Source organism: Pseudarthrobacter sp. lyk4-40-TYG-27, assembly GCF_030209295.1.
Taxonomy (GTDB): Bacteria; Actinomycetota; Actinomycetes; order Actinomycetales; family Micrococcaceae; genus Arthrobacter.
The window spans coordinates 14,776-37,940 of the sequence record NZ_JARVSH010000005.1; the positions used below are offsets into that span (position 1 = coordinate 14,776).

The window sequence follows — 23,165 nt, forward strand, 5'->3', positions numbered from 1 at the left end:
GGACGTGGGACGCAGATGAGTAACAGGAACATCGGGATCAAGGACGTGGCCGTAGCCGCCGGCGTGTCCGTGACGACTGTTTCCCACGTCCTCAACGAGGTTTCCTATGCCCGGATCAGCCCCGAAACCAGGGACAAGGTCCGGTCCGCCGCCGAGCAGCTGGGTTATGGCCCCAACCGGCTTGCGCAGGCCCTCCGGACCCAGCGGACCGGGATGCTTGGGCTGGTGAGCGAGGATATCGCCACCACGCCCCACGCCGGCCGGATCATCCTGGGTGCCGATGAGGCCGCGAAGGCCCGGGGGTACAACCTCATGATCATCAACACCTCCGGTTCCGCCAGCCTCGAATCGAGGCAGGCCGATGTTGAGGCCCTCCTGGAGCGCCGGGTGGACGGGATCCTCTACGCCACCATGTACCACCGCACCGTGAAGCTGCCGGCGAACCTGGGCAGCGTGCCCTCCATCCTGGTTGACTCGGTGGCCACGGACGGCAACATCACAGCCGTGATTCCGGACGAAGAAGGTGGCGCACGCGCGGCTGTGGGTGCGCTCCTCGAGGCCGGCCACACGCGCGTGGGCTTCCTCAACAACACCGACGATGTCCCGGCGACACGGCAACGGCTCCACGCCTTCCGGGCCGCACTGGATGAGGCAGGGCTCGATGGCGGCACGGCGCCCGTGGAGGCGGCGGCCTCGGAGGTCCAGGGCGGTTACGAAGCGGCCCTGCGCATCCTGGCCCGCGACGACCGCCCCACCGGGCTCTTCTGCTACAACGACCGCATGGCGATGGGCGCCTACCGGGCCGCCGCGGAGCTGGGACTTTCCATCCCGTCCGACCTCTCCGTGGTGGGCTTTGATGACCAGGAACTCATCGCCGCGAACCTGCACCCGGGCCTCAGCACCGTCGCACTGCCCCATTACGAGATGGGCGCCTGGGCAACCGAACACCTGATTGACGCTGTCGAGGGGAAGACGGACCTTTCCCTCATGGCACTGCATCCGACCATCCTGGGCTGCCCGCTGGTACGCCGCGATTCCATCGCGGCCCCACGCCACTGAGCAGCCAACCCTTCCACTTCCCGGAGGACCGCACCAACATGTCCACCTTCCTTGATGCCGCACGCCCGGAAACACCGGCCGGAACCGCCAGGTTTCGTCCAGCCATCCATTTCACGGCGAGGGACACTTGGCTGAACGATCCCAACGGCCTGGTGTTCCACGACGGCAAGTACCACCTCTTCTTCCAGAACAATCCGTTCGGCAACGTCTGGGGCAACATGTCCTGGGGCCACGCCACCTCTACCGACCTGCTGCACTGGACTGAACACCCGGTTGCCATCGCCTGCGACGACGAGGAGGACATTTTCTCCGGCAGCGTCGTGGTGGACGACGGCAACACGGCCGGCTTTGGCTCTGCGGAGCAGCCCGCACTCGTGGCCATCTACACCAGTGCCTTCAAAGCCGCCTCAGAATTGAACGGCACGCAGGCCCAGTCCCTTGCGTACAGCACCGACGGCGGCATGACGTGGCAGAAATACGACGGAAACCCTGTCCTCACCAGGAATTCGGCGAACTTCAGGGATCCCAAGGTGTTCCGCTACCAAGGGGACCAGGGCTCGTACTGGGTCATGGTCGCGGTCGAAGCGCATCACCAGCAGGTGGTCTTCTACCGTTCGGACGACCTCAAGTCGTGGGATTTCCTGAGCGATTTCGGCCCGGCCAACGCCGACGCCGGTGACTGGGAGTGCCCCGATCTCTTTCCCCTCGCTGTGGACGGGGATCCGGGCAACACCAAATGGGTCCTGATCGTCAACGTCAACCCCGGCGCAGTGGCAGGGGGGTCCGGCGGCCAGTACTTCGTGGGCCAGTTCGACGGCGCCCGGTTCGTTCCGGACGCAGGTTCCCTCGTGGCTCCGGCCGGGCTGCGTACCGTCCCGGACCCTTCGGAGGCTGCGGCGGCGCTGCGGGAATGCCTCTGGCTTGACTGGGGACGCGACTGCTACGCCTCTGTCTCCTTCAGCAACGCCCCGGACGGCCGCCGCATCGTCATCGGCTGGATGAACAACTGGGATTACGCCAACGAACTGCCCACCGCACCCTGGCGGTCGTCCATGACCCTGGCCCGCGAATTGCGGCTCGCCACGGTCAACGGCTCCGCCCGCCTGGTCCAGCAACCAGTCCTGGCAGGGCGAGGCCAGGAGGGAAGGCTCCCGCGTGCCACAGAGCTGACGGACGCGGGATTGCGTGAGCTGAACGCCGCAGGCCTGCGGCTGCCGGACGCAATCCCCGGCGCCGCCCAGTTCATCGAGGCCGAGCTTGCCCCTGGCGGTGCTGACCGGATCGAGGTTCGGATCTTCTGCAGCAGCGACCGGACGACGGGCGCCGTCCTGAGCTACGACACAGCCAGCGCCCGGCTCAGCCTTGACCGCCGGCACTCAGGCGACACCGGCTTCCATGCCAAGTTCGCCTCGGTCGAATCAGCCCCGCTGGTCCTGGAAGACGGTGTCCTCAAGCTGCAGATCGTCGTCGACCACTGCTCCGTGGAGGTCTTTGCACAGGGGGGCAAGGTGGTGATGACCGACCTCGTCTTCCCTGGCGCCGGGCACCTGCAGACCTGGCTCTCGGCCGACGGAGGCCAGGCAACCGTGCTGCACCTCGCGGTTTCATCACTTACCTAAGGAAGGGTCCAGAATGTCAACAGCCCCGCACCTCCACGGTGGTTCCGGTCCGGACGTGATCGTGGTCGGTGAAGCCTTGGTGGACATTGTCGCCTCAGCCCACGGCACGGCTGAACATCCGGGCGGATCACCGGCAAACGTCGCCTACGGACTCGGCCGCCTGGGCGTCGATACCGCACTCCTCACCTCGATCGGCGTGGACCGCCATGCAACGGCCATCGAAGAACACCTTCGAAGCGCCGGCGTAGGCCTACTGCCCGGTTCCAGGCGGCCGGGCACGAGCGCTACCGCCACCGCCGTCCTGGCTGCGGATGGATCAGCCCGGTATAACTTCGACATCCACTGGGACCTCCCACGAACGGCGCCTGCCACGCTGCCCAAAATCCTGCACACCGGTTCCATCGCCTCCTTCGTGGCGCCGGGGGCGGCAGCAGTCCGGGACCTCCTTGAGCAATCACACCGGCGCTGCGTTGTGACGTACGACCCCAACATCCGCCCCGCGCTGCTCGGCAGCCACGTCCAGGCGAAGACCACCTTCGAGGAACTCATCCCGTTCACCGAAGTGGTCAAGCTCAGCGACGAGGACGCCCACTGGCTCTATCCGCGGCGGCCACTGGAGGAAGTGTCACGCCATCTCCTGGCCTTGGGCGCCGGGCTTGTCGCCATCACCAAGGGATCGGACGGCTCCATGCTGGCAACACGGGACGCCCAAGTGCTGGTTCCCCCGGTCACCGCCGCGGTGGCTGACACCATCGGGGCCGGCGACTCCTATATGTCCGCCCTGATCTACGGGCTCCTGATGCGCGGCGCAGACGGACTGGCGCCGTCAGTCCTCGAAGCGCTGGGACGGATGGCGTCAAAGGCCGCCGCCATCACGGTTGGCCGCCCCGGTGCCCAACCGCCAACATTGGATGAACTGCAGTCAGACGCGCCTCAACACCAGCCGGCGAACCAGTGAGAACACCAAGGAAAGAAGCTATGTCCAGCAGCAACTACTACGACGTGACGGCGTGGCCCATCGGAAACCCGGCCCAGGACGTCGGGGAAGTCATCAACAGCATCATCGCGGACGTCAAGGAACGGCAGACCGCCACCGATGTGGACCACGGCGGAAAGCCGGGCGCGGTGATCTACCTGCCGCCCGGAGACTACCGGCTCCGTACCCAAGTGGTGATCGACGTCAGCTTCCTCAAGATCCAAGGTTCGGGACACGGCTTCACGTCATCGAGCATCCGATTCAATGTTCCCGAAGGCGAATGGCCCGACCTGCACGAACTGTGGCCGGGAGGCAGCCGGATCCTCGTGGACCTCGTTTCCGGTGGTGAGGCAGGGGACGCAGCGGGAGCCGCCTTCCTCATAAAGCGGGACGGCAGCCCGCGGATCAGCTCCGTGGAGTTCTCCAATTTCTGCATCGACGGCCTGCACTTCGTTCAGGACGGTTCGGGCCTTCACCCGGAGAACACCTACGTCAACGGCAAAACCGGCATCTACGTGGCGAGCGCCAACGATTCGTTCCGCATCAACGGCATGGGGTTCGTCTATCTCGAGAACGCACTGACCATTCACAACGCGGACGCACTGTCCATCCACGACAACTTCATCGCTGAATGCGGAAGCTGCATCGAACTGCGCGGCTGGGGACAGGCATCGAAGATCACGGACAACCTGGTGGGAGCCGGCTTCAAGGGCTATTCAATCTATGCCGAGAACCACGGCGGACTGTTGGTCACTGCCAACAACGTCTTTCCCCGGGGTGCGAGCAGCGTCCACCTCAGGGCGGTCACGCGGTCAAGCGTGAGCAACAACCGGCTGCATTCCTTCTACCCCGGGATGGTGGTCCTTGCGGAAGGCAGTTCCGAGAACCTTGTGGCCACCAACCATTTCCTGCGCGACCACGAGCCCTGGACGCCTTTCCTGGGGATCGGCAACGGGCTGGATGACCTCCACGGGCTGCTGTCCGTCAGTGGCAACAACAATTCGATTATCGGCAACCATTTCTCCGAAGTCATCGATTCGCAGACCATCCGGCCGGAGGGCGCCACCCCGGTGATCATTCGGCTGGTGGAAGGGTCAGCCAACTTCGTCTCCAACAACCATGTGGTTGCCCTCGACGTCAATGCCACCTCGAGCGACTCCTGCTTTGAGGCGCAGGTGGACGCCCTCCTGGCCACGGACGCTGCCGACGGGCTCGCCGTCACGGCCGTACAGGTCGATGCCGGATCCACCCGCAATACGATCCTTGACTCCGGAACCGAAGCCCAGGTGGCCGCCGACAGGGCAGCCAACGCTGTCAGGGCAACCCCGTCAGTAGGTGTCCGGGTTGTTACGGGGCCGGCGGGCCAGTAGGGAAACGACCGGTGCAGCACAAGGTCCCCGGTGCCGGTACCGGCCACCGGGGACCTTCCGCCGGGGTTCTAGTGCGTCAGGTCCTTGCCCTTGGTTTCGGGGATGGTGAACACGAAGGCCGCACTGATCACCAGCAGGAGCACCGCATAGACGTTGAACACCTGCGGTGCGCCCAGCGAGGACCCCAGCCACTGTTGCAGGTAGGGGGCGGTGCCGCCGAAGACCGCCACGCAGATGGAGTAGGGGACGCCCACCCCCACGGTACGGATCGACGTCGGGAACAGCTCGGCGTAGACAGCCGGAACGATCGCTGCGCTGGCGGCGATGAAGACCAGCATGACGGACATGCTCACCGCCAGCTGCCAGGCGGAGTCCTTGAGCAGGGCCGTCATCGGGAAGTGCATGATCCCTGCGCCGATGGCCCCGGCCCAGAGGACTTTCTTGCGGCCGATCCGGTCTGAGAGCTTGCCCCAGACCGGCAGCGCCGCGATGAAGACGATGTTGGCGGCCACGCCTGCCCAGAGTGCCTCGCCGCGGTCGATCTTCAGCGCCGTGGTGGCGTAGCTTGGCGCCACCACACCCCAGATGTAGTAGATCACCGTAAGGCCAACGGTCAGGCCGACCACCTGCAGCGCCTGCTTGCGGTAGCGGACAATCTGCGGCCAGATCGCAGCCCGCTTGGCCGTGGCTGCCCCCTCAAACGCTTCGGTTTCATGCAGCCGTGACCGCATGATCAATGCGTACAGGCCCATGGCCGCGCCGATCAGGAACGGGATCCGCCAGCCCCAGGCGTTCATCGCCTCCGTGGTCAGCGCCATGTTCAGGACAGCCCCCAGGAGGGTGCCGAACAGGATTCCCACGGTTCCGGACGTGTAGATCAGCGTGGCCCAGAATCCGCGGTGCTCCTTGGGTGCCATTTCGGACAGGTACGTTTGCGAGGACGGCAACTCCCCGCCGTGGGCCAAGCCCTGGACCAGCCGTGCCACCAGGAGCATGAGTGACGCGAACGCGCCGACGCTGGCGAAGGTTGGCGCAACACCGATCATCAGGCTGCCCAGCGAGGCAAGGCCCACGGCGAGCGTCATGGAAGTCTTCCGGCCCACCCGGTCGCCGATCCAGCCGAACAGGAACCCGCCGAACGGCCGGGCCACGAAGCCGACGGCGAAGATCGCCAGGGTGGACAACACGGCCGATGCCGGGTCTTCCTTGCTGAAGAGCTGGCTGGCGATGAAGGGGGTGAACGTGGCATAGATTGCCCAGTCGTACCACTCAACGGCGTTTCCGATGCCGGTGCCAATGATGGTTTTCGCGGTGGACATGCGTCCAGTCTGGGGCTTGCTTACTGCGACGGACATGGTGTTCTTCCTGGTCGGTTGGGTTTGGGGGAGGCAGGTTGCGCTGGTGTCGGAGCCTAGGAGGCCGGGGCGAGGGCACCCAGCCGCGACATGGCGAGTTCCGCGTACAGCCCGGCCCCGTCAGCCAGCACGCCGTCGTCGAACGTTGCGTACGGTGAGTGGTTGAACGGTGAGGTGGCCGGATTGCCGCCGGGGGCCACGGCGCTGAGGCCCACGAAGGTGCCGGGCACCTCGGCCAGCACCCTGGAGAAGTCCTCGGAGCCGCTGAGCGGGGTTGCCCAGCGTGAGAGCCGGCGCTCGCCGAACAGTTCGGTGATCACCTTCTCGGCCGTGCGTGTTTCGTCCTCGCTGGTGATGGTGAGGGGGTATTCCTGCAGGTAGTCGACGGCCACCTCCACCCCGTGCGCTGCCGCGATCCCCTTCAGCAGGCGCGGGACCGCGTCCATCATCTTGTGGCGTGACGCGTCGGAAAAGGTCCGGATGGTGGCCTCGATGCGGGCCGATTCGGGGATGACGTTCCGTTTGGTGCCGGCATGCAGCACGCCCACTGACAGGACCACGGGATCGAACATGTTGAACTGCCGGGTGACCATCACCTGCAGGGCGGTCACCATCTCGGCGGCAACGGTGACAGGGTCCTTGGCCGAATGCGGCGCAGAACCGTGGCCGCCGGCTCCGAGGACCGTGACTTCCAGCCCGTCCGAGGCGCTGAGCATGACGCCGGGCTTGGTGCAAAAGGTGCCATGCGGCTCCAGTGCGGAGAACACGTGCATTCCGTAGGCTGCCTGGACGCGGGTTCCGGCGGCGTCCAGGACGCCTTCCCGGATCATGTAGCTTGCGCCGTCGAACCCTTCCTCGCCCGGCTGGAACATGAGGACGACGTCGCCGCCGAGCAGGTGCTTCTTGTCGGCCAGGAGCGTTGCGGCTCCCACGAGCATGGAAGTGTGCAGGTCGTGGCCGCAGGCGTGCATGGCCCCGTCCGCCTGCGACGCAAAGTCGACGCCGGTCTTCTCCTGCACCGGCAGTCCGTCCATGTCGGCGCGCAGCAGGACTGCGGGGCGGGGGCCAACGGACTCCCCTCCGGGGTGCCCGCCGCGCAGGACTGCGGTGACCGACGTCGTGTCCTTGCCCAGCGTGATCTCAAGGGGGAGTCCGTCCAATGCCTGGAGCACCTTCTCCTGGGTGCGGGGGAGTTGGAGCCCGATTTCCGGTTGGCGGTGAAGGTCGTGGCGCAGGCGGATGAGCTCTTCCTGCAGGTCCGTGGCGTCGGCGGTCGTGGGCACGTGGCACTCCTTGGCAATTGGCATTCGGGCTTGTGGACTATTCTGGAGTGGCGTGGTTCACACTCAGCGAAACCGCTGGAATTATGCTCGAAGCCGCGCTTTGGAACAGGATTCACGCAAAGGAAGAGCTGTGTCGGAAGAGCTGAGCGAAGACGATCTTGCCCTGATCCAGGTCCTGCAGGCCTCCCCGCGGCTGGGCTGGGCGGATGCTGCCAAGGTCCTCGGCGTACACCCCACCACGTTGGCCGCCCGCTGGGAGCGGCTGACGTCGAGCGGCGCATCGTGGGTTACTGCCCACCTTGCCGGGGATCCGAAGCAGATGCTCCTGGCCTACGTTGCGGTGGACTGCGAGATGACCCGGCGCGAAAGCGTCACAGCCCAGCTGGCAGCCGTCCCGGAGATCGTCACCGTGGAAGAGGCGGCCAGCAACCGGGACCTGATGCTGACCGTCATCACCCGCTCGCTGGAGGAATTCAGCGCCAAGATCATCTCCAGGCTCAAGGCCATCGAGGGCCTGACCAAGTACCAGGTGGCCCTTTGCACGCGGCTGCACAGCAGCGGGGACGACTGGAGGCTGAACGTCCTGAGCCGGTCTCAGCTGGCTGCACTCCGGGCGCTCGGTACCCAGCCCATGTCCGAACCGGGTCCGGCCGCGGGCCGGCTGCCGGAGAGCCACCTCGACCTCCTGCCGTTTTTGGCCAGGGACGGCCGCGCCACCGCCGCGGACATTGCCCGCGCGCTGGGCCGCCACCCGGCCACGACGCAGCGCCAGCTGAACCGGGTGCTGGCCAGCGGCATCCTGTCCTTCCGCTGCGAAATCGCCCAGCGCTATTCGTCGTTCCCGGTGACGTGCCAATGGTTTGTCAACGTCCCGGCCGGCGGCCACGATGCGGCGGCGGCGGAAATCCGGACCATCAGCAACGTCAGGCTGAGTGCCTCAACCACAGGACCCACCAACTTCGTGATCATCATGTGGCTGCACTCGCTCGCCGACATCATGTCGGCCGAGCTGGCGCTGCAGCAGAAGGTGCCCGGCATCGAGATCGTCGAAAGCGCGGTGATGCTGCGGACGGTCAAGCGGGTTGGTTGGATGCTGCGGGAAGATACGACGGCGACCGGTGCCGTGGTGCATGAAGCGAGCCTGGGCGCTGCAGAGTGAGGGCGCGGTGCGCTACGCCGTGCGGCCGCCGCCGGCCTCGCTGCTTGCCTGCCGCACGTTCTTCCTGTCCCGGATGCTGAGGAGCACTGCTCCGGCAGTCCCGATGCCCAGGGCCACGAGGATACTGGGCCCGGCTCCGCCCGCCGGCCCGAGGGTAGCCGCCAGGATCTGGCGCGACAGCATGGCCATCTCCTGGAAGTCGCCAAGGTGGACGCGGGTCCCGAGGACGTAGTTCACGCTGGTGAAGAGCGCTGGGACAAGCCAGAGCAGGGCTACGTCGGCTGCCCACACCAGGAGCCGGACGAGCGGCCTGAATCCACACCACGCCAAGGCCACGCCAACCAGGACCGCCGGAAGCCAGCGCCACGCCATGCTGATCGGGGCGGGGACGGCGTCCGCGCCCGCCATGAAGGTGGTGGCGGCGGCCAGCCAGGAGGCGAAGGGCGCGGCCATGAAGCCGACGCCCAGCGCGGCCACGGCGCGGGATCTTGCGGCGAGCATCAGCAGCGCCAAGACGCCGGCAGCTATGGCTGCGATGGTGCCGCCCAGCAGGCCGGCGAAGTACAGGGCTGAGCTGGATCCGGGCGCCAATCCACTATCGAGTGCGCTGAATGACTGGATGGTGGCACCTGTATGGACCAGCAGCACGCCGGACAGGGCGCCGGCCGTAGTGAGGCCGCGGCGGCCCGGTTTCCACACGCGGAGGGCCAAGCCCGCGGCCGCGGCGCCAACGGTCAAGAGCGCCACAATGGTTGTACCCCGGTATTGGCTCAGCGGCAGGAACGTGAGGGGCATGTCCGCCGGAAGGGCGTCGCTGGCCCACAGATTCTGCAGCGGGAGCCGGGCTCCCGTAGCCAGCCACGGAGCGAGTCCCACGAGTGCGGCAGCGATGCCGAGCAGGACGGCGATGCCGGTTTCCGCGGCCGGAGTCCGGCCTGCGGGCGTGCGGTCGGTCCGGCCGCGGCGCCGGGAGGCTGGGTCCGTGACGGATGTTCCGGTGTCCTGCGGCGGGCGGGTCGTGTCCTGCGCGGGGTCTTCCATGGGGTCCCTTTGTTCGCCGACGTTGCTGGTCCGCCGGTGCGGCCTTGGCTGGTTGGACTATAGCCGCAGCAATAATACAGCGTGTGGAATAAATACTTTAATATTTCCGCATTACGGATTTATCTTTCCGGAAACATGGGTTACCTACGTTTGGGATGACCCTGCGGCGTTCTGGCGCCGCCATCCGAAGCAGGCGCCGCTCCCGTATGGCGTCCTTCCCAACGAACAGGCACACAGCATGAAGATCACCGCCTCCACCACGCCGCTGCCGCCGGCCCAGGATGCACTCAGGAAGCCGTTGTACAGGTCCCTTTTCATCCAGATCCTCGTGGCGGTGGTGGCGGGCATCCTCATCGGCCACTTCTGGCCGGACCTCGGCGCAGGACTCCGCCCGCTCGGCGACGGCTTCATCCAGCTGATCAAGATGATCATTGCGCCGCTCATCTTCCTGGTGATCGTCACCGGCATCGCTGCGGTCAGCGACGTCAAGGCCGTGGGCCGGGTGGGTGTCAAAGCCTTGGCGTACTTCACCGGCGCCACGCTGTTCGCCTTGGTCTTCGGGCTCGTCGTCGCCAACCTGGTGCAGCCGGGCGCCGGCCTCAACATCGATCCCGCCACGCTGTCCCAGGACGCACTCAACGCCAAAACCTCCACCGCCCCGCCCAAGGATGCCGGCGCCTTCCTGCTCGGCATCATCCCCACCAGCGTCGTTGGCGCCTTTGCCGGCAACAACCTCCTCCAGGTCCTCTGTTTCTCCGTCTTCTTCGGCGCGGCGATCGTCGTCGTCGGCCGTGAACGCTGCCTGCCAGTGATCACCCTGATGGAAACCGTGCTGGAACTGTTCTTCAAGATCATGGGCTGGGTGATGCGTGCCGCGCCCGTGGGAGCGTTTGGCGCCATGGCCTTCATCATCGGCCAGTACGGCCTCGATTCCCTCGGGACCTACGCGGTGCTGATCGCCGCCTGCTACGGCGCCGCAGCAGTGTTCATCGGGCTCCTCTTCGTGGTGGCATGGGCCTACCCCAGGGTGCCGCTGTGGCAGTTCCTCAAGTACACCCGGGAGGAATTCCTGCTGGCCCTGGGCACGGCATCCACCGAGTCCGTCCTGCCGCGGATCATGACCAAACTGACCAACGCGGGCTGCTCCCGCGCCACTACGGGCCTGGTGGTTCCCACCGGCTACTCGTTCAACCTGGACGGAGCAGCCATCTACCTCTCCATCTCCCTGCTCTTCCTGGCCCAGGCCTTTGGCTACGACCTTGACCTGGGCCAGCAGCTCGCGGCCCTGGGCATCCTGATGCTGACGTCCAAGGGCATGGCCGGAGTTCCCGGATCTGCCTTCCTTGCCTTGTCCGCAACCGCTGGTGCGCTGGGCATCTTCCCTGTAGCCGGCGTCGCGCTCCTCCTCGGCGCCGACCGGCTCATGGATTCCATGCGTGTTGTGGTGAACCTGCTGGGCAACTGCGTGGCTACGTTCGTGGTGGCCAAATGGGAAGGACAGTTCGATCGCGAGGCCATGCTCCGGGCGTTCGCCGGCGGGGACGCTGCGACGGAATCCGTCGGTGGAGGCACGACGACGGCAGCCGAGGGACAGCCGGACGTTGCCGCGGTGCCGCAGGGGGAGGCAGCGGGACCCGGCGCCGAGTTCACGCACCCGGGCGCAGTGACTGCACAGCCGGCAAGCGCTGCGTCGGCGGCAGTCCGGTAGGTGCGCGCGTCCCGGCCGCCTGTCCTGCCTTCCGCGCCCACCATGTTGCCCCGGCCCGGCGGTCCGTCCCCCTGAGACTGTTGTCCGGCCCGTGTTGCAGACTGTCCCTATGACTTTTGCCAATGTGGGAATGCTCGGAACCAAGCCCGGCCAGCGCGATGCCCTGGTGGCCATCCTGCTCCGGCCCAAGCCCGGGATGAGGGAGGCCGGCTGCCTGCTGTACGAGGTGGGGGTGAATGACGAGGTTCCGGACACGGTTTTCGTCTCCGAACTCTGGGAATCCGCCGAGGCGCACCAGGCATCACTGCAGTTGGACAGCACGCGCGCAGCCATCGCTGAGGCCATGCCGTTGCTGTCCGGGGAAATGGCCGGCCACCGGTTCACGGTGTTGGGCTCGCCGCTGGAGTAGGCCGGTGCGCGCCACTCGTTGAAACGCCCGGATTCCGGAGCGGGAATTTTGTTCCGGGATCCGGGTACCGTTCCAGCCTGAGTGGACTACGGTAATCGGGGTAAGGAGGACACATGAAACCGCTGCCCGCGCTTGAACTTGTCACCCGCCTCGAGGACGCCGACTGGCTTGATCCCCTGGCCAAGAGTGTCCGGAAAGCCGTAAAGAAGGTCATCCCGGCCCGTTGGGCCCGCGATGTCCTGCACGGCGTCCCTGTCGGCCACCCGGTCCATCCCCTCGCCGTCCAGGTGCCCATTGGCGCTTGGCTTTCGGCCGGCGTCCTTGATGCAGTTCCGGGAGGCGAGAAGGCCGCCAGGCTCCTGATTGGAGTCGGCGCGGCCAGCGTGGTTCCGTCCGCCCTGGCCGGGTTCACCGACTGGTCGCAGCTGCACCCGCAGCAGCAACGGGTGGGCCTGGTGCACGCAGCGGCCAACGTCACGGCCACCGGGCTTTACCTTGCCTCGCTGGTGCAGAGGGCAAGGGGCAGCCAAGGCAGCGGCAAGGTGCTGGCGTACCTGGGGCTGGCCACGGTGAGCGCCGGCGGCTTCCTGGGCGGCCACCTCACGTACCGGCAAGCCGCCGGGGTGAACCACAGCGAGGAAATCCCGCACCGGTTCCCGTCCGGCTGGCATCCCTTGGCGCCGTTGGTTGACCTGCCCGAAGGCGGCCTCCACAAGCGCGACGTGGCCGGGATCCCGCTGCTGGTCCACCGCGAGGGTGACACCGTCAACGTCCTGTCCGACGTTTGCAGCCACCTTTCCGGACCGCTTCATGAAGGCAAGGTCAAGGACGACGGCGGGGACCCGTGCGTCGTCTGCCCTTGGCACCGGAGTACCTTTTCGCTGCGGACCGGCGAGGTCAAGGCCGGGCCTGCCACCGCCCGCCAGCCTGTCTTCGAAACGCGCACCAATGGCGGCCTCGTGGAGGTGTGCCTGCCCGGGGCCGACTGAGCGGGGAGCCCCGGCCTGCGCGCGAAGGCCGTTCGGCCCTACTGCGCGGTACGGAACGACGAGAGAATTGGCCCATGGCGGGTGCCGGCGGAGTGGAATTATGAGTCAACGCCGCAGCGTCAACATGGAGCTGCGTTCGGTGATACGCCACGCGGGGGTGCGACTGGACGATGCGTGTTTCTGAACCACGGGAGATCGCTTCCGGCCTCCTGCTCCTGACCTCCGGCAGCGGGCCACTGGCTTCGAACTTCTACCTTGTCCGGACCGGGCCGGCCTGGGTGCTGGTGGACTGCGGTTGGGGAAGTGGCGCGGAACCAGCACGCATCGCCGTTGAGCGCGTCCTCGGGCCGGGGGCGAAACCTGACGCGATCTTCCTGACCCACATCCACCCGGACCATTCCGGCGCCGCGGGCGCGTTGGCCCGCGCGTGGGAGGTGCCGGTGTACGCCCACCAGGCCGAGTTGCCCATGGCTGCCGGAAGATATGTCCCCGCGCGGTCCATGCCGCTGGACCGGTGGATTACAGCCCCGCTGATGTGGTCGCTGCCGGCCCGTGCGCGTCGCAGGATTGAGGCCGCGGGTGACATTTCGGACCTCGTGCGGCCCCTTCCCCGCAGCGGCGAGGTGCCGGGCATGTCCGGATGGGTGGCGGTGCCCACGCCGGGCCATACCGCCGGGCACGTTGCCTACTGGCGCGCAGGCGACGGCGTCCTCATCACCGGCGACGCAATCGTCACGGTGAACCTGAACTCCCTTGGCGGGATTCTGCTGGGATTGCCCGACCTGTCCGGGCCGCCCCGGTACACCACGTGGAACATGGACGTGGCCAAGGCCTCGGTCACGCGGCTTGCCGGACTGGGGCCCCGCCTGCTGGCGCCCGGGCACGGGCAGCCGCTGACTTTCGGGATCGCTCCCCGGTTGCGTGCACTGGCCGCGAAGGAGCCAAGGCAGCGGACCGCTTTTCGGCGGCGCGCCGCGGGAGCACCCGGGGCTGTCTAATGTGCGGCGATCGAAGCGTCGCCGCTTTGCGGCCGCGGTTCCTCCGGGGCTCGTCAGGCCTAAGGTTCTCAGTCAGCACAGGAACCACAACAAAATACTCAAACGGAGGCCATCATGACGAGCGATAAGAACCGGCCTGACGTCTTTACGCGTTTTACCACCAGGACGGCCAAGATACTCGGACACGCCTGGGTATTCGTCCTCGCCGTGGCTGTACTCATTGTGTGGGCCTTGACCGGTCCGCTGCTGGGGTTTTCAGACACCTGGCAGCTGGTCATCAATACCAGTACGACCATTGTGACGTTCCTGATGGTCTTCATCATCCAGAACACCCAAAACAGGGACACCGCCGCCCTGCATGTGAAGCTCGATGCGCTGATGCTCGAACTCAAGATCAGCAACGCGAAGCTGTACGAGGCCGAAGAGGAAGGCGAAAAAGAAATTGAGCGGCAGCGCCGACGGATCGAGGAAGCAGCCGAAGACGGCGGATAGCAGGGTACCTGTCGTAGGTGCTGGACGATCCGGGGGCTGCATAGCCTGAAATTGACCGCACCAACGGAACTGCGACAGGGCGGAGGTCCCCTCATGACCATCAAGCTGAACGACGCCGGACTTCGTCAGGCCCGGAAGCTGATCAAGGACTCCAGAATCACGCGCGATGCCCGCGACGACTGGAGCGAACATGCCCCGGACACGGAGCAGGAAAATGCGTACATAGACAAGCACGGCTACACCGAATACGGCACCTGGCACCTGGGCGAAGACAGCGACAAAACCCCCGAAACGAAGGGCCGGTACAGCTTTCCCTTCGGGGATTTCCGCCGGCTGCACAGGTGCGCCGTGCTGGCCATCGAAAGCCGGGCCGCCCAAAACAACTACGACGACATCGCCAAGGCGGCAAAGTCGCTGCTTGAGGAACTCGACAAGGACTAGTCGGCCCGGCCAGATCTGCCATGAACGCAGGTGATGAGCCCGGGACCATGCTGGACCGGGCCCAAACACCCGCGGAGCCTGCCCCGATTGCTCAGCTGGGTGCGCTGGCCCATTGGCCCCTGCGCAGCACTGCCGCCAGGCTCAGGTCGTGGTCAAGGACGACGACGTCGGCCTGCATCCCGGCGCGCAGGTCACCGGCCTGCGCCGAGAGACCCAACAATGATGCGGGGACGGCGGAGGCGGAGGTGACGGCATCCCGCAAGGGAACGCCGGCAGCCACGCAGGAGCGGATGACATCCAGCAACGTGCTGGTACCCCCGGCAATGGCACCCGTGGCGTCAACCCGGGCTACGCCGCCGGCAACCGTCACGGCGAGGGAGCCCAGCATGTACTGCCCATCCTCCAGGCCGGTGGCGGCCATCGAGTCGGTCACCAGCGTGATGTTCTCCGGGCCCACGAGGTCAAACACCAACTTCACGGTTTCCGGGGCAAGGTGAACGCCATCGGCAATCAGCTCCACCACGGCCTGCCCGGCCTTGGCCGCACTGAGGCTCGCCGATACCGGCCCGGGCGAGCGGTGGTGCAGTGGCGGCATGGCATTGAACAGGTGGGTCACCGTTGGCCGGTTCCTCCCGGTCGCGTTGCCGGCCGAATCCAAAGCCTCCGCCGCGCGTGCCAGGAAGGCTGCCGCCGTCGCATGGTCCGCGGCGGTGTGGCCCAGGGACGGAATGATCCCTTGGGCCGCAAGCCGGACCGCAAGTTCGGAGGCACCCGGCAGCTCTGCCGCGAGGGTCATCGATACCAGGGATTTCCCCGCCGTGGCCAGCATGCGGGCCACCAAATCCGGATCGGGTTCCAGGAGCAGGCCGGGATCGTGCGCACCGCACTGGTGGCCCGAGAGGAACGGACCTTCCAGGTGCGAGCCGGCAACCAGCTCCTGGCCCGCCAGCTCCCTTAGCATTCCAAGGTTCCGCACCAGGTCCCCGGGCTTTCCGGTGACCAGGCTTGCCACCAGCGTGGTGGTTCCACGGCTGTGCAGGTAGCGCGCCGCCCGCGCCGCGCCATCGGGATCGCCCTCCGAGAAATCCGAACCATAGGCGCCGTGGCAGTGCACGTCCACGAGGCCCGGCATCAAGACCCGGCCGGCGGGTGCCTCGGGCGGAAGAACCCCGGGGAAGCCCCGCGCCGGCCCGGCGAAGGTGACCAGGCCGCCGTCGGCCGCCACCACTCCATCCGCAACATCCAGCGAGGCGGTGACTATGCGGCCGCGAAGAACAACGTCATCGCCCATGGTTCAAGGTCCTTTGTTCGGTGAAATCATCGATGGAAACAGCAGCGGCAATGCGTGCTGCCAGTGCGGGGTCCGCGGCGCCGGACCGGTGTCCGCCGCCCGCAGCGCCGCCGTGCCGGGGCCGCGCCGAGGTGTGCACGGCATGGACCCCCGCTTCAAGGAGCGACGGTACCAGCGCCAGGGTGACGCCCCCGCCCGCCATGATCTGGACCGATGGCGCACTGTGGCGCCCCTGCTGCACAAGCCGGCCCAGCATCTCCAACCCCGCGGCGCAGTCGGGACCGCCCCCACTGGTGAGGACGCGGTCCACTCCGGCGTGCTCCAGTAAGGAGAGCACCTCGGCCGGGTCGGCACCAGCTGCCAGGGCTGCGTCGAACGCGCGGTGGAACGTGATTTCGGCTTCCGGTTTCACGGCCCGCGCAGCAGCAACGATGCGGCGGATCGCCGGGATGTCCGGGCTGCCGTCCGGGGACAGGACACCAACCACCACACCCGCGGCTCCGGCGGCCAAAGCCGCGGTGGCATCGTGCTCGATGACATCGAGCTCTTCCGGCGAATAGCTGAAGTCGCCGGGCCGCGGACGCACCAGGACATGGACGGGAAGTCCCAGGCCGCAGGCCTGCCCGATGGTGCCGATGCTCGGCGTGATGCCCTCTGTTTCCGCCAGGGCGGCGCACAGTTCAACGCGGGCAGCGCCCACGGCAGCGGCCAGCCGGACGCCGCCGGCATTCTCCACCGCCAACTCCAACTGCACGGTCCCGGCCCTGGGCACCCGCCTGGAGCTCAGAGTCCCTGCCATGCCGGCTTCCGGCCGAAGGTGTCCTGGTAGTACTCGCGGTGGGCGAGCCGTGAGGCAGCCGCCTCGTCCACGAGCACCGACACGTGCGGGTGCAGCTGGAGGGCCGACGCCGGGCAGACCGCCGCGACGGGACCTTCAACGGCGGCCGCCACGGCCTCTGCCTTGGCCTCGCCCATGGCCAGCAGCAGCAGGTGCCGGGCCTCCCGGATGGTGCCCAGGCCCTGGGTCAGCACATGGTCCGGGACGTCCTCCGGTGCAGCAAAGAAGCGCGCGTTGTCCTGGCGGGTCTGCCGGGTGAGCGTCTTGATTCGAGTGCGGGAGGCGAGCGAGGACATGGGCTCATTGAAGCCCACATGGCCGTCCGTCCCAATGCCCAGGATCTGGATGTCCACCCCGCCGGCGGCGGAGATCCGGGCTTCGTACGCGGCGGCCTCCGCCTGCGGATCCCGGGTCATGCCGTCCAACCCGTGGACCGCACCGGCGCCGAAGTCCACGCTTGCCGTGAATTCGTCCCGGATGACCGAGTGGTAGGACTGGGGATGCCCGGCAGGCAGGCCCACGTACTCGTCCAGCAGGAAGGCCTGGGCCGAGGCGAAGCTCAGCCCGCCATTCCGGTGCCGGTCGATCAGTTCGCGGTAGGTACCCAGGGGTGTGGAGCCCGTGGCCAGTCCCAGGACGGACGGGCCGCGGCGGACCTGTTCCTCGATGGCATCCGCGGCCGTGCGGGCGACGTCGTCAGGGGTGGGCAGAATGATGATTTCCATGCGGTGTGTTGCTTTCGGCTGGAGGGTGCAGTTGGTGGGCGGTCTACTTTGCGGCTTCGGTTTCCACCGTCACTTCGTCGTCCTCACGGCCAGGCGTGCGAAGGTTCCAGCGCTTGATGACGAACGAGAAGAGGAAGTAGTAGATGGCCGCGTAGCCCAGGCCGATCGGGATCAGCATCCACGCGTTCTGTGCTTTGCCGAAGTTGAGGACGAAGTCGATCAGGCCGGCTGAGAACGTGAAGCCGTCGTGGATGCCCAGTGCGTTCACCAGGGCCATGGAGGTTCCGGTCAGGGCGGCGTGGACGACGTAGAGCGGGAACGCGACGAACATGAACGAGTACTCAAGGGGCTCGGTGATGCCGGTGAAGAACGCCGTGAGTGCGGTGGAGAGCATGATGCCGCCCACGATCTTCTTCTGCGACGGCTTGGCGTGGCGCCAGATGGCAAGGGCTGCGGCGGGCAGGCCGAACATCATGATGGGGAAGAAACCGGTCATGAAGGTGCCGGCCGTGGGGTCGCCGGCGAAGAAGCGGTTGAGGTCGCCGCGGACCAGGTGGCCGGATGCGTCGGTGTAATCGCCGATGAGGAACCAGACGCCCGAGTTCAGGATGTGGTGGAGCCCTGCAGGGATGAGCATGCGGTTGGCGAAGCCGTAGATTCCGCCGCCGAGTACCGCGTTGCCCGCCACAGCCTGTCCCACTGCGGAGAGGCCTGCGTTGAAGAGCGGGTACAGCAGGGCCAGGACGACGCCGGCCACCAGGCTGGTGACGGATGTCAGGATGGGGACCAGGCGCCGGCCGCTGAAGAAGCCAAGGAAGTCGGGCAGCTTGGTGCGGTAGAACCGCTGCCACAGGCCGGCGGACAACAGGCCCACCACGATTCCGGCGAGGACGCCGTAATTGATCATGGCCGGCTTCCCCGCGGGGTCCAGTTGGCCGTCCAGGACCAGGGGAGACATCGCCTTGAAGACGCCGTCGATCACCATGTAGCCCACCACCGCCGCAAGTGCGGTGGAGCCGTCTGCCTTCTTGGCCCAGCCGACGGCGATGCCCACCGCAAAGATGAGGGGCAGCCAGGTGAAGACGGCGTTGCCTGCGGCGGAGATGACGGACGCCCCGCCTTCGAAGCCGGGGATGGCGCCGAGCAGGTCGGCCTGGCCGATGCGCAGCAGGATGCCGGCGGCGGGAAGGACGGCGATGGGGAGCATCAGGCAGCGGCCCAGCCGCTGAAGGGTGGCGAAGGCCCGGTTTGGCTTCTTCTCTGGGGCCAGGGCGTTGGTCTCGGATGTTGGCATGGTTGCACCTCTGCGGGGTTCGGGTGGGGGCTTGTGAAGAATGGGTTCCAGCCGGTACTGTCTGGTTATGACCAGTTCAGTGTGATTCATCCCACGGTCCGGTGTCAAGGAAGGAAAATCCCTCCAGGACGGGCCGCCCGTGGCGAAAGAAGCCAGCATTGGTCGTACCGGGGCCGCCGGCCCAGGTGGAGGAAGATGTGCTCCGTGCGGGCACCGTCAGAAAGGGCAGCCATGTCCAAAGCAGAAAAAATCATCGAAGGCCTGGGCGGAGCCGGCAACATCGTGGAAGTGGAAGCGTGCATCACGCGGCTGCGCACCGAGGTGAAGGACTCCTCACTGGTCAATGAGGCCTCGCTCAAGGCTGCGGGAGCCCATGGCGTTCTGGCCGCCGGCACCGCCGTGCAGGTCATTGTGGGCCCGGAGGCGGACACACTGGCCGAAGACATCGAGGACCTCCTCTAGTGGCGCAGTCCTTGCCGGTCTATGCCCCCATCGGCGGGTCGGTCATTCCGCTGGCCGACGTGCCGGACCCCGTCTTCGCAGGCCAGATGGTGGGTTCCGGCGCGGCCGTGGAGCCGCCCGCCGGAGAGGCGTTCGACGTCGTGTCCCCCGTGGCGGGGAAAGTGGTCAAGATGCTGCCGCACGCCTTCGTGGTGGTCGAGCCGTCAGGCCGCGGCGTCCTGACACACGTAGGCATCGACACCGTCAAGCTCAAGGGCGAAGGCTTCAAGGTGCTGGTGGCGCAAGGAGACGTGGTCGAGGCCGGCGAGCCGGTCATGCACGTCGATCCCACGGCAGCCCTGGCTGCGGGCTACTCAATGGTGAGCCCCGTCGTCGTCCTGGATACCAAGCCGGACACTGCCACCTTGGTGGAGGCCGGGACCGTCAGTGCCGGCGAGCTGCTGTTTACGCTCGGCTGAACCGACTCACAAGCGGACCTCCATGCTGAGGGAATAGCGGTCCGAGCGGTACCAGGAGCGCGAATGCTCGATGGCCAGCGCGCCCGAATAGGACACGCGGTCAAACGCCAGCACCGGCGCTCCGGTGCCAGTCCCCAGGAGTGCCCCGATGTCGGCCGGGGCGCCCTCGGACCGGACGCTTTGGCGCGCCCGGTCGATCTGGTGGCCGAACTGCGCGGCCAGGGCCTTGTAGACGGAGCCGGTGAGGTCGATGCCCAGCAGTCCCGGCGCATGCTGGGGGTTGTACCAGGCGTCGTCCACGCTCACGGGCCGGCCGTCCGCAAGGCGGAGCCGCTTCAGGTGGAACGCCTCCGCGCCCGGGGCGAGGCTGAGTGCGGCGGCCGTGTCCTCGGGGGCCGGGACTTGTTCGGCCACCAGGACCACCGTGCTGGGGACGTGGCCCATCGCCTCCATCTCCTGCGTGAACGAAGCCAGGTGCAGCGTGGACTGGACCGGGGAGTCCGCCACGAACGTCCCCTTCGCCGGAACCCGCACCAAGTGCCCTTCGTTGACCAGGCGGCCGATCGCGGCGCGCACGGTGATGCGGCTGACGCCGTAGGAATCCATGAGGGTCCGCTCGCTGGGAAGCCGGGCGCCGGGCTCCAGCTCCTCCTTGGCAAGTTTGAGGATGATGAGCCGGAGCTGCTCATGCTTGGGGACCTGGGTGTTATTGATGGGCGCGGTGGCCGCCTGCGCCGTGTTGCCGGGTGTGGCGGACATCCAGCCCCTCCTTCGTCTGGAGCGGTCCGGTTAGGACCACTTCCTCGGATTATTCCACACGGAGCCGTCCAGGGAGAGGCGTGTTGGCGGCGGGCTGCCGGACGCTTGGCCGGCAGCGGCAGGAAAGACGGAAAGGCCAGGACGTCGCTGTCCTGGCCTTCCCCTTTTTTCCTTTACCTGCCGGGCAGGATGCCTACTGTGCCTTGCTGCCGAACCCCACGCGGGCACTCCCATCCGCCGGGAGTTCGGGGATGACGTCGCGGGTTGGCGCGCCGCGGAACTTCGGCGAAGGATCCTGGCCTTCGGTCAGGCGCTGTAACTCCTGGCCTTCGAAATCCTCTTCCTTGCCGAGCAGGATGGCCGAGTCGTGGTTGGTGATTTCACCTTTGAAGGCCCGCACCATGACGCTGTGGTCAAACTGGCCCTCCCACTTGGACACCACGAACGTTGCCACGCAGTTGCCCAGCAGGTTCACCACCACGCGCATCGAGTCCATGAGCCGGTCGGCGCCGAGGAGGAGCGCGACGCCGGCCACCGGGAAGATGCCCAGTGCGGCGGCCGTGGCCGACAGGGCCAGGAACGACGATCCCGGGACCCCTGCCATGCCCTTGGATGTCAGCAGCAGCACGCCCAGGGCCGCCAGCTGCTGGCCCAGGTCAAGGTGGTGGCCGAAGGCCTGGGCAAGGAACAGCAGGGAGATCGACAGGTAGATCGCCGCGCCGTCCAGGTTGAAGGAGTAACCGGTGGGAACCACCAGGCCCGTAGTGGCGCGGGAGCAGCCCGCGTTGGTCAGTTTGGTCATGATCCGGGGCATCACCGCTTCGGTGGACGCTGTGCCCAGGGCCAGCAGGAATTCTTCCCGGGTGTATTTGAGGAAATGCCAGAGCGGCACCCGGGCAAAGCCCCAGGCCACGACGAACAGCAGGCCAATGAACACCAGCGCAGCGCCGTAGCAGGCGGCAATCAGGACCGCATAGGTACTCAGCGTGTCCAGCCCGTACTGGCCGATGATGAAGGCCATGGCACCAAATGCGCCCAGGGGAGCCACTTTCATGATCCAGGCCATGATCTTGAAGATCAGTTCCAGGACCGTTTCCATGACATTGACCACCGGCATGCACCGCTCGCGGCCGATCACGACGATCGCTGCACCGAAGAAGACGGAGAAGAAGAGGACCTGGAGGAGGCTGTTGCTGGCGAAGGCGCCGATGACGCTGGCGGGAATGATGTCCAGGATGAACGACGCCGCATCCTTGGGTGCCGCGGACCCGGTCTTCGCGTCCAGGTCGGCCTGGGAGAGGGTGGACGGGTCGATGTTCAGCCCGGCGCCCGGCTGGACGATGTTGCCCACGATCAGGCCGAAGACAAGGGCGAACAGCGTGGCCCCGGTGAAGTAGAGCAGGGCCTTGACGCCAACCCGGCCGACCGCTTTGACGTCGCCAACGGCCGATATTCCGGTGACGATCACCAGGAAGATCAGCGGCGCGATGATCATCTTGATGAGTTTGATGAAGCCATCTCCAAGCGGCCTCAGTTGGGATCCGAGGTCCGGCCAGAAATGCCCGATGAGCACACCTGCCACGACGGCGATCAGAATCTGGAAGAAGAGCGACTTATACAGCGGCTTCCTCTTCGCGGGCACCGAACTCGCCTTCAGTGCCTCAGGGTTAGGGATCTTCATTGACCTTTGCCTATCAATTGGGAACAGCCCGTTTTCGGGGCTCGTTTCCAACGTAATCCCGGTCACACTATTCCGCAAGAGGAAAACCAAATTCCACAATACGGAAGGCTAATCCGGCTTTGTGACTGAAGGCAGCGCCAGGCGCGAGGCCAGGTCGGCTGCCAGCTCATGGGCCGGGACCGAGGCGTCCAGCTTCACGAACCCCGCGTACTCCGGCAGTTCCCGGTATCCCGACTGGAATGCGGCGAGGTCATCAAGGGTCTCGGAATCCGTGCCACGTGCAACGATGCGGCGGTATGCTTCGGCGGGTTCGATGTCCAGGTGGAAGATGGCGTCCGGTTCCGGGAGGCGGGCGAGCAACCATGGAAGTAACCGGCCCCGTGGCAGTCCATTGGCGGTTCGCAGCGCCAGCTGGCAGTAGAGGTGCCGGTCCATGACAACCAAGCCGTCGTAGCGGCCGGCGCGCAGGTGTGAAACCAGCACGTTGCCCACCCTGAGGACGGTCTCGACGGCGTCGGACAACCTGGCGGGCAAGCCAACTCCCAACCTGGCGGCCAGCAGGGACATGACACGCCGGCCCGCATGGTTGTTGACCAACCGGGCCCGGCCTCCCCGGGCCCGGACACCGGCGACCAGGGCACGGGCCGCCGTCGACTTCCCCGATCCGTCGATGCCTGTCAGCACAATGATCATCCGGCCTCCTCCGATGCCCCGTTTAACGCCGCGCCTGGGCGCAACGTCCCGGGTGAGGCGCAATT

Annotated in this window: 23 protein-coding genes; 13 read left to right on the top strand and 10 right to left on the bottom strand. The window is 66.6% G+C overall.

Annotated elements, in window-relative coordinates:
• Positions 1–15 precede the first annotated feature (15 nt).
• The 4 genes from QRM96_RS10765 to QRM96_RS10780 are packed head-to-tail and all read left to right on the top strand — an operon-like array spanning position 16 to position 5,024.
• The gene (locus QRM96_RS10765; protein ID WP_018760869.1) at positions 16–1,059 is read left to right on the top strand and encodes a LacI family DNA-binding transcriptional regulator; all 1,044 of its coding nucleotides are present in this window, start codon (positions 16–18) and stop codon (positions 1,057–1,059) included.
• A 38-nt stretch (positions 1,060–1,097) separates the two neighbouring features.
• Positions 1,098–2,678 (top strand): glycoside hydrolase family 32 protein, encoded by a 1,581-nt coding sequence (locus tag QRM96_RS10770; protein WP_285319645.1) that lies wholly within the window; start codon positions 1,098–1,100, stop codon positions 2,676–2,678.
• Positions 2,679–2,691: 13 nt separating this feature from the next.
• A complete protein-coding gene (locus QRM96_RS10775) occupies positions 2,692–3,636 on the top strand; it encodes a carbohydrate kinase family protein (protein ID WP_285319647.1) in 945 nt (314 codons plus the stop codon).
• A 20-nt stretch (positions 3,637–3,656) separates the two neighbouring features.
• Positions 3,657–5,024: a NosD domain-containing protein gene (locus tag QRM96_RS10780; RefSeq protein ID WP_285319648.1), complete on the top strand. Its 1,368-nt coding sequence runs from the start codon at positions 3,657–3,659 to the stop codon at positions 5,022–5,024.
• 68 nt (positions 5,025–5,092) lie between these two features.
• On the opposite strand, the gene QRM96_RS10785 is transcribed toward QRM96_RS10780, so the two are convergent.
• Both QRM96_RS10785 and QRM96_RS10790 read right to left on the bottom strand, forming a co-directional pair.
• On the bottom strand, positions 5,093–6,343 hold the full coding sequence (locus tag QRM96_RS10785; protein ID WP_502934887.1) for an MFS transporter: 1,251 nt from the start codon (positions 6,341–6,343) through the stop codon (positions 5,093–5,095).
• A gap of 92 nt (positions 6,344–6,435) precedes the next feature.
• Positions 6,436–7,662, bottom strand: coding sequence for a M20 metallopeptidase family protein (locus tag QRM96_RS10790; protein ID WP_285319651.1), 1,227 nt, complete (start codon positions 7,660–7,662; stop codon positions 6,436–6,438).
• Between the two features lie 130 nt (positions 7,663–7,792).
• Here QRM96_RS10790 and QRM96_RS10795 point away from each other — a divergent pair, with 130 nt between their 5' ends.
• Positions 7,793–8,821: an Lrp/AsnC family transcriptional regulator gene (locus QRM96_RS10795; RefSeq protein ID WP_109045617.1), complete on the top strand. Its 1,029-nt coding sequence runs from the start codon at positions 7,793–7,795 to the stop codon at positions 8,819–8,821.
• 12 nt (positions 8,822–8,833) lie between these two features.
• Here the strand turns inward: QRM96_RS10795 and QRM96_RS10800 are convergent, their stop codons facing one another.
• Positions 8,834–9,862 carry a hypothetical protein gene (locus QRM96_RS10800; RefSeq protein WP_285319653.1) on the bottom strand — a complete coding sequence of 343 codons (1,029 nt, stop codon included), beginning with the start codon at positions 9,860–9,862 and terminating at the stop codon, positions 8,834–8,836.
• 238 nt (positions 9,863–10,100) lie between these two features.
• Here QRM96_RS10800 and QRM96_RS10805 point away from each other — a divergent pair, with 238 nt between their 5' ends.
• The 6 genes from QRM96_RS10805 (at position 10,101) to QRM96_RS10830 (ending at position 14,899) form a co-directional block, all read left to right on the top strand.
• Positions 10,101–11,570 (top strand): cation:dicarboxylate symporter family transporter, encoded by a 1,470-nt coding sequence (locus tag QRM96_RS10805; RefSeq protein ID WP_285319655.1) that lies wholly within the window; start codon positions 10,101–10,103, stop codon positions 11,568–11,570.
• 109 nt (positions 11,571–11,679) lie between these two features.
• On the top strand, positions 11,680–11,979 hold the full coding sequence (locus QRM96_RS10810; RefSeq protein ID WP_018760878.1) for a putative quinol monooxygenase: 300 nt from the start codon (positions 11,680–11,682) through the stop codon (positions 11,977–11,979).
• Positions 11,980–12,092: 113 nt separating this feature from the next.
• Entirely contained in the window at positions 12,093–12,968 is an 876-nt protein-coding gene (locus QRM96_RS10815; protein WP_109045620.1) for a Rieske (2Fe-2S) protein, read from the top strand.
• A gap of 170 nt (positions 12,969–13,138) precedes the next feature.
• A complete protein-coding gene (locus QRM96_RS10820; RefSeq protein ID WP_285319658.1) occupies positions 13,139–13,966 on the top strand; it encodes an MBL fold metallo-hydrolase in 828 nt (275 codons plus the stop codon).
• 114 nt (positions 13,967–14,080) lie between these two features.
• Positions 14,081–14,458, top strand: coding sequence for a low affinity iron permease family protein (locus QRM96_RS10825; RefSeq protein ID WP_018760881.1), 378 nt, complete (start codon positions 14,081–14,083; stop codon positions 14,456–14,458).
• A gap of 93 nt (positions 14,459–14,551) precedes the next feature.
• Positions 14,552–14,899: a hypothetical protein gene (locus QRM96_RS10830; RefSeq protein WP_018760882.1), complete on the top strand. Its 348-nt coding sequence runs from the start codon at positions 14,552–14,554 to the stop codon at positions 14,897–14,899.
• Between the two features lie 91 nt (positions 14,900–14,990).
• On the opposite strand, the gene QRM96_RS10835 is transcribed toward QRM96_RS10830, so the two are convergent.
• From QRM96_RS10835 to QRM96_RS10850, 4 genes are read right to left on the bottom strand one after another with little or no spacing between them, the layout of a single operon-like run.
• Positions 14,991–16,190 (bottom strand): N-acetylglucosamine-6-phosphate deacetylase, encoded by a 1,200-nt coding sequence (locus QRM96_RS10835; RefSeq protein WP_109045622.1) that lies wholly within the window; start codon positions 16,188–16,190, stop codon positions 14,991–14,993.
• Positions 16,180–16,989: a copper homeostasis protein CutC gene (locus QRM96_RS10840; RefSeq protein WP_133831832.1), complete on the bottom strand. Its 810-nt coding sequence runs from the start codon at positions 16,987–16,989 to the stop codon at positions 16,180–16,182. Before QRM96_RS10840 ends, QRM96_RS10835 begins: the two co-directional genes overlap by 11 nt.
• Positions 16,974–17,753 (bottom strand): glucosamine-6-phosphate deaminase, encoded by a 780-nt coding sequence (gene nagB / locus QRM96_RS10845; protein ID WP_285319661.1) that lies wholly within the window; start codon positions 17,751–17,753, stop codon positions 16,974–16,976. The genes QRM96_RS10840 and nagB overlap by 16 nt, the downstream gene beginning before the upstream one ends.
• Before the next feature lie 43 nt (positions 17,754–17,796).
• A complete protein-coding gene (locus tag QRM96_RS10850) occupies positions 17,797–19,047 on the bottom strand; it encodes a PTS transporter subunit EIIC (RefSeq protein ID WP_285319663.1) in 1,251 nt (416 codons plus the stop codon).
• A gap of 231 nt (positions 19,048–19,278) precedes the next feature.
• On the opposite strand from QRM96_RS10850, the gene QRM96_RS10855 reads away from it, so the two are divergent.
• Positions 19,279–19,509 carry a PTS sugar transporter subunit IIB gene (locus tag QRM96_RS10855; protein WP_018760887.1) on the top strand — a complete coding sequence of 77 codons (231 nt, stop codon included), beginning with the start codon at positions 19,279–19,281 and terminating at the stop codon, positions 19,507–19,509.
• Complete coding sequence (locus QRM96_RS10860; RefSeq protein ID WP_109045626.1) at positions 19,509–19,967, top strand: PTS sugar transporter subunit IIA; 459 nt, start codon at positions 19,509–19,511, stop codon at positions 19,965–19,967. Before QRM96_RS10855 ends, QRM96_RS10860 begins: the two co-directional genes overlap by 1 nt.
• Before the next feature lie 6 nt (positions 19,968–19,973).
• Here QRM96_RS10860 and QRM96_RS10865 read toward each other — a convergent pair whose 3' ends face one another.
• From QRM96_RS10865 to QRM96_RS10875, 3 genes are all read right to left on the bottom strand, one after another.
• Entirely contained in the window at positions 19,974–20,726 is a 753-nt protein-coding gene (locus tag QRM96_RS10865; RefSeq protein ID WP_018760889.1) for a GntR family transcriptional regulator, read from the bottom strand.
• A gap of 193 nt (positions 20,727–20,919) precedes the next feature.
• A complete protein-coding gene (locus QRM96_RS10870; protein ID WP_133831829.1) occupies positions 20,920–22,407 on the bottom strand; it encodes a cation:dicarboxylate symporter family transporter in 1,488 nt (495 codons plus the stop codon).
• 108 nt (positions 22,408–22,515) lie between these two features.
• Positions 22,516–23,100: a dTMP kinase gene (locus tag QRM96_RS10875; protein WP_285319665.1), complete on the bottom strand. Its 585-nt coding sequence runs from the start codon at positions 23,098–23,100 to the stop codon at positions 22,516–22,518.
• Between the last annotated feature and the right edge of the window lie 65 nt (positions 23,101–23,165).